The sequence below is a fragment of the Mesorhizobium sp. M2A.F.Ca.ET.037.01.1.1 genome, assembly GCF_003998075.1.
GTDB lineage: Bacteria > Pseudomonadota > Alphaproteobacteria > Rhizobiales > Rhizobiaceae > Mesorhizobium.
This window is the reverse complement of the sequence record NZ_RZSA01000421.1, coordinates 1-5,284: the sequence shown is the minus strand read 5'-3', so window position 1 is coordinate 5,284 and position 5,284 is coordinate 1. Positions and strand designations below refer to the sequence as shown.

Sequence of the window (5,284 nt, the reverse complement as noted above, 5' to 3'; positions counted from 1 at the left end):
GGATTGGGCAAGACCGGCGTCGTCGGCATCATCCGCGGCCGCAAGGGCGATGGCCCGACGATCGGGCTGCGCGCCGACATGGACGCGCTGCCGATCGACGAAATCACCGGCAAGCCATGGGCCTCGACCGTGCGCGGCAGGATGCATGCCTGCGGCCATGATGGCCATACCGCGATGCTCCTGGGCGCCGCCAAATATCTTGCGGAGACGCGCAATTTCGCCGGCACCGTGGCGGTGATCTTCCAGCCGGCCGAGGAAGGCGGCGGCGGCGGCAACGAGATGGTCAAGGACGGCATGATGGAACGCTTCGACATCGAGAAGGTGTTCGGCATGCACAATATGCCGGGCCTGCCGGTCGGCCAGTTCGCCATCAAGCCCGGTCCGATCATGGCCGCGACGGCCGAGTTCACCATCACCGTCAAGGGCCGTGGCGGCCATGCCGCGATGCCGCACGGCACGATCGATCCCATCGTCATCGCCAGCCAGCTGGTGGGCGCGCTGCAGACCATCGCCTCGCGCAGCACCGACCCCGTCGAGGCCGTGGTGGTGTCGGTCACGAAGTTCCACGCCGGCGACGCCTATAACGTCATCCCCGAAAGCGCCGAGATCGCCGGCACCGTCCGCACGCTGAAGAAGGAAGTGGCCAAGAAATCGGAAGAGCGCATGCGCGCCATCTGCGCCGGCATCGCGACCGCCTTCGGCGCCACGATCGAGGTCGATTACGACGCCAACTATCCCGTCACCTTCAATCATGCGCAAGAGACGGTCTTCGCCAGCGATGTCGCCGCCGACGTCGCCGGCGACGCGCATGTCCATCGCACCATCCAGCCGGTGATGGGCGGCGAGGATTTCTCCTATATGCTGGAAGCCCGACCCGGCGCCTTCATCTTCATCGGCAACGGCGACTCGGCCGGCCTGCATCACCCTGCCTACGACTTCAACGACGAGGTCATCCCGCACGGCATGAGCTACTGGGTGAAGCTGGCCGAGACGGCCTTGGCGGCCTGACGGCACTGGCTTGGCAAGAGGAGGCGGCCGCCCATCGCAGACGGCCGCCTGATCGGCTTTCAGACTCCTCTTGGCGAACCGGCCCGAAGCGTTTATGTGTCGGGCCGCGTGGTCCCGTAGCTCAGTAGGATAGAGCGGCAGATTCCTAATCTGTAGGTCACAGGTTCGATTCCTGTCGGGATCACCAAGGGTCGTGTCCCACCAGGTGGTGTAGCTGAGGGTTATGAAGCCGCTCGCGAGCGCGCCGTGAGTAGCGCTGTAGCGAGTGAGCGGCCTGCCGGTGGTCATCGGCGCTTTCCGGCAGGGTCTGGATTATTGACGCGCGACAGGGCGGAGATCGTGTTCCACTAACGCAGACCGCCGCGCCGTTTGAGGCATTGCTCCAGTTGTGGCCTACGGACGCTATTTGGTTGAACCTGCAAGCAGGCCGGAAATGAGGTATCGATTGAGGAAGATCACCAGCAGGCAGGGCACCGCAATGGCGATAGAACCGCCGGCCATGATAAGCCCGTAGTCGACGAAGTTCTTCCCTGCGAATTCCGGGATCAGAACCGTCAGCGGCTTTGTGTCCTTGGGTGAGAAGACGAGCGGCACAACATATTGCCCCCAGGCACCGAGGAAGGTGAGAATGGCAGCCGCCGTAAGTCCTGGTGCAGCGATCGGCGCGATGATGGAAAAAAGAATGCGCATATGGCTTGCCCCATCGATGCGCGCCGCCTCTTCCAACGATCGCGGCAGCGTGTCCATGACGCCTTTCAGGAGCCAAAGGCAAAGCGGTAGGAACGCCGAGACGTAGATGAGCGTCACGCCGAGATAGGCGTCGATCTGCCGGAGCGACACCATCAGCCGGAAGAGCGGGATGAGAACCGCATATCCCGGCACCGCCATGGTCCCTACCACAGCATAGAAGAGCACCTCACGTCCGGGAAAGTTCAGGCGCGCGAAGGCATAGGCCGCAAGCAGCGACATCAGCACGCAAAGCACGGTGGCGGCACCCGAAGTGAGTATGCTGTTGAAAAGCGCAAGCCGAAACTCGCCAGCCACGTCGACGCCTCCCATATGCCCGTCAAGCACGCCAAGAAGCCTCAGATAGTGCTCGCCGGTGGGATGCTCGGGAAAAAGATGAAGCGGCCGCGCATTGAACTCGACCGTCGGCGTCAGGCTGGAGGCGAGTGTCCAGTAGATCGGAAGAAGCGACCAGGCGAGCAGCAGCGCAACGCCGGCCCAGATTCCAAGACGGATGTGCCAAGGTTTCTTCATCAGTCGAGCCTCGTGCTGCGGTGGATGCGCAGCACATAACCAAGCGATATGGCGAGCGAAATGAAGGTGACCATCAGCGACAATGCCATGCCGTACGAGAAATTCAGTTTCTTGAAGGCCTCAAGATAGATCTGCAGCAGGATCGGCCGCGTCTCCAGACTGTTGCGGGCAAGCACGATCGCTTCGTCGAACAGGTTGAAGGCCGACACTGTGGCATTGGTCATCGCCACCGCGATCGCCCCGCGCGTCAGCGGCAAGGTAATATTGCGGAACATCACCAGGCGACTGGCGCCGTCCATGCGCGCGGCCTCATAGAGGTCGCCCGGAATGCTTTGCATCGCCGCCAGCACGATAACGATGGTAAGCGGCAACATGCGCCAGATATGCACCACCGAGACTGCAAGCATCGCGCTGGTGCTGTCATTGAACCAGAGATGACCCTCGTAGTCCAAACCGATCATCACCAGCAGCCCGTTGAGGAGGCCGGGGCCGGGCGAATAGATCCATTGCCATATCACGCCGCTGACCACGCCGGGCAGCGCCCACGGCAGGACCACGGCTGCCAACACCCACTGACGCCCGCTCTTCAACTGATTGATGAGTGAAGCCGCCAGGACCCCCAGGACCGTCTCGGCGAAAACGGCGATTACGACATATTTGAAGGTGTTGAGCCAAGCCTGCCCCACCTCTACGTCGCTGAAGACGCGCGTATAATTGGAGATGCCGACGAACGGGGTCCCTGCTTGCATCGGGTTGACGCGGTGCAAGCTGTCCCATGCGGTGCTCAGCAGTGGGTAGAAAACGAGCCCTCCCATGGTGAGCAGGATCGGCAGCACCATCAAAAAGGCGGTCGTGGCGTCCCCAACTTTGCGGGCGCCACGACCTTGTCGCGGGAGGACAGTTACCGCTTGCGACGTCACTGCTTCACGGCTTCAGCCGCGGCCTCGGCGATGCGCTGAACAGCCTGGTCCACACTGATCTCACCCTTTGCCGCGCTGTTGATCGAGGTGTTTACGGCCAGCGAGAATTGCGGATACCAGGCTGGCGCGCCGGACGGAAACAGCGCCTCGACGGTAGGCGCCTGTTCCACAAGCGCCTCGCCGCTGACCAGCTTGCCCTGTTGTTGCAGCTCTGCGAGCGCGGACGTGCGCGTCGGCAATACCCCGTTTCCGTAGTTGTGGATCTGATAGTCCTTGGATGTCATCCATTTGATGAATTCCTTGGCCGCTTCCGGATTCTGGGCATTCCTTGGGATGCCGAGGCCCTCCAGCAACCCGAATGACCGCGTCTTGCCGCTTTCGGTGGCGACCGGAATCGCCTGAACCTGTCCGGCAACGACAGACTGTGCGGGGTCATTGTAAGCGCCAAGACGGCCCGGTTCGCCGCTGATCATGATGCTGGTCAGGCCCTTGGCGAAAAGTGTCTCATTGATCTCGCTGTCTTTAAGGCCGGTGGAGGCGGGGTCAACCAGGCCCTCCTTCAAGAGCATCATCTCGAAGGCCATCGCTTTGTAGCCGGCCGAGTCCGGCGCCGTGAACAGAGGTTTCATATCCTTGTCGAAAAGATCTCCGCCGAACGCCTTGGTCAGAAGGTACCAGCTTGTCGATGCGCCTTCGGTCGCGGAAAGCGGCAGGCCGATCGGATACTTTACGATTCCCTTGGCCTTGACGGCCTTCGCCGCCGCTACAAGCTCGTCGAGCGTCTTTGGCATGACGGTCACGCCGGCGTCGGCGAACTGCTTCTTGTTCACCAGCATGACGCGAAAGTCGTTCGTGTAAGGAATGGCCAGAACCTTGCCGTTCACGTTGAAGATCGTCGACCCCTTGATGTCATCCAGGGTCGCGGCGTCAACGGTGTCGTTGAGCGGCGTATACCAGTCTGCCGCAGCGAACTGGCCGGTCCAGGACCAGTCGAACTCGGTCACATCGGCCGGCGCCGTGCCAGCCAGCAACGCCGTCGAAATCTTCACCGACACGTCGTCCCATGACGCTGTCTGCATATCGAGCTTGATGCCGGTGGCTTTCTCGAAATCGGCCGCCATGTTTGCATCCTGAGGCGAGGGTAGGAGCACCGAAACTGTTTGTCCCGCAAAGGGCTTGGCATCATCGGCCAGCGCAATTCCGCTGGTAGTGGCCATCAAAACGACGCTGAAGGCGAAAACCAGATCAGACTTCGGCAAACGCATGATTATCTCCCGTGACGTCGCGAGCGGGCAGCATTGTTCCCACTATGCTTTTTGGCCGCTGCCCGCACCAATAGACCGTAAAGCTATCGCTGGAAATTCTGATATTCTTGCCGGTTTCGACCCAAATTTTCAGGTTTTTCAGCCCTGCGGTCTGTCGCAGCAGCAAAAAATCCAGCGCTGGTGATGAAGCGTCAACGTCCGGGTGATGTTCAGGCGCGGAAGCGGCGCCTGTAGTCCTTCGGCGTACAGCCAACCTGCCGCTGGAAGGCATCGTAAAAGCGGCTGAGAGAGCCGTGGCCACTTTCGAAAGCCACCTCGATAATTGCCATATCGCTGTCGGCCAAAAGCTTCAGTGCATGGTTGAGCCGCCGGCGGCGCAGATATTGCGCGATGGATTGTCCCAGGACCTTCTGAAAGGTCGCGGTTGCGTTCGTCGGATGGAGTCCGCCGACAAGCGCTACGTCCGCAACGTTGATCGGCCTGGCGAATTCGTTGTTGATGAAGGTCGTCATCTGCTGCACCCGCGCAACCACCCGCCGGTCGGCGACATGCATCGCCTGGCGCCGATGTTCAGCTTCGAGGGCGCCCAGGCCTATCTCGGCGATGCGCGGGTCGGCCGCCAGCCGGCGAAGACGAAGGCGAACCTCGTCGCGTAATATGTCGGCGGCCAGTTCGCTGTTGGTGTCCCACTCTCGCGCCCAGCGGGTCACCAATAATGTGTCGGCAGCGTCGATGGACGAGCCCGTGACGACGTGACCCGCCATGAGGTCGTTCTTGAAATCACTTGAGACCGCAAGGGACAGCAGATCGGCGAATGGCACGTAGATGCAG

The 5,284-nt window shown here is 61.3% G+C and carries 6 protein-coding genes and 1 tRNA gene; 3 read left to right on the top strand and 4 right to left on the bottom strand.

Annotated features, from left to right (window positions below; genetic code table 11):
* Positions 1 to 1,008 (top strand): M20 aminoacylase family protein (locus tag EOA27_RS20320; RefSeq protein WP_145970438.1); only part of this gene is annotated, 1,008 nt, incomplete at its 5' end.
* Between the two features lie 110 nt (positions 1,009 to 1,118).
* Positions 1,119 to 1,195 (top strand) — tRNA-Arg (locus EOA27_RS20315).
* 215 nt (positions 1,196 to 1,410) lie between these two features.
* Here EOA27_RS20315 and EOA27_RS20310 read toward each other — a convergent pair.
* The 3 genes from EOA27_RS20310 to EOA27_RS20300 are packed head-to-tail and all read right to left on the bottom strand — an operon-like array spanning position 1,411 to position 4,405.
* Positions 1,411 to 2,268, bottom strand: coding sequence for a carbohydrate ABC transporter permease (locus EOA27_RS20310; protein WP_126080918.1), 858 nt, complete (start codon positions 2,266 to 2,268; stop codon positions 1,411 to 1,413).
* Positions 2,268 to 3,188, bottom strand: coding sequence for a sugar ABC transporter permease (locus EOA27_RS20305; protein WP_348633072.1), 921 nt, complete (start codon positions 3,186 to 3,188; stop codon positions 2,268 to 2,270). Before EOA27_RS20305 ends, EOA27_RS20310 begins: the two co-directional genes overlap by 1 nt.
* Positions 3,185 to 4,405: an extracellular solute-binding protein gene (locus tag EOA27_RS20300; protein ID WP_245467367.1), complete on the bottom strand. Its 1,221-nt coding sequence runs from the start codon at positions 4,403 to 4,405 to the stop codon at positions 3,185 to 3,187. The genes EOA27_RS20305 and EOA27_RS20300 overlap by 4 nt, the downstream gene beginning before the upstream one ends.
* On the opposite strand from EOA27_RS20300, the gene EOA27_RS40785 reads away from it, so the two are divergent.
* Entirely contained in the window at positions 4,365 to 4,637 is a 273-nt protein-coding gene (locus tag EOA27_RS40785; RefSeq protein WP_189343389.1) for a hypothetical protein, read from the top strand. The two genes, EOA27_RS20300 and EOA27_RS40785, sit on opposite strands and share 41 nt — an antisense overlap.
* 25 nt (positions 4,638 to 4,662) lie before the next feature.
* Here EOA27_RS40785 and EOA27_RS20290 read toward each other — a convergent pair.
* Positions 4,663 to 5,284: helix-turn-helix domain-containing protein (locus EOA27_RS20290; RefSeq protein WP_127256988.1), on the bottom strand; the 622-nt coding region annotated here is incomplete at its 5' end.

Coding starts and splice junctions, on each gene's coding strand:
- EOA27_RS20310 (WP_126080918.1), bottom strand. CDS start 2,268: ATGAAGAAACCTTGGCACATCCGTCTTGGAATCTGGGCCGGCGTTGCG.
- EOA27_RS20300 (WP_245467367.1), bottom strand. CDS start 4,405: ATGGCCACTACCAGCGGAATTGCGCTGGCCGATGATGCCAAGCCCTTT.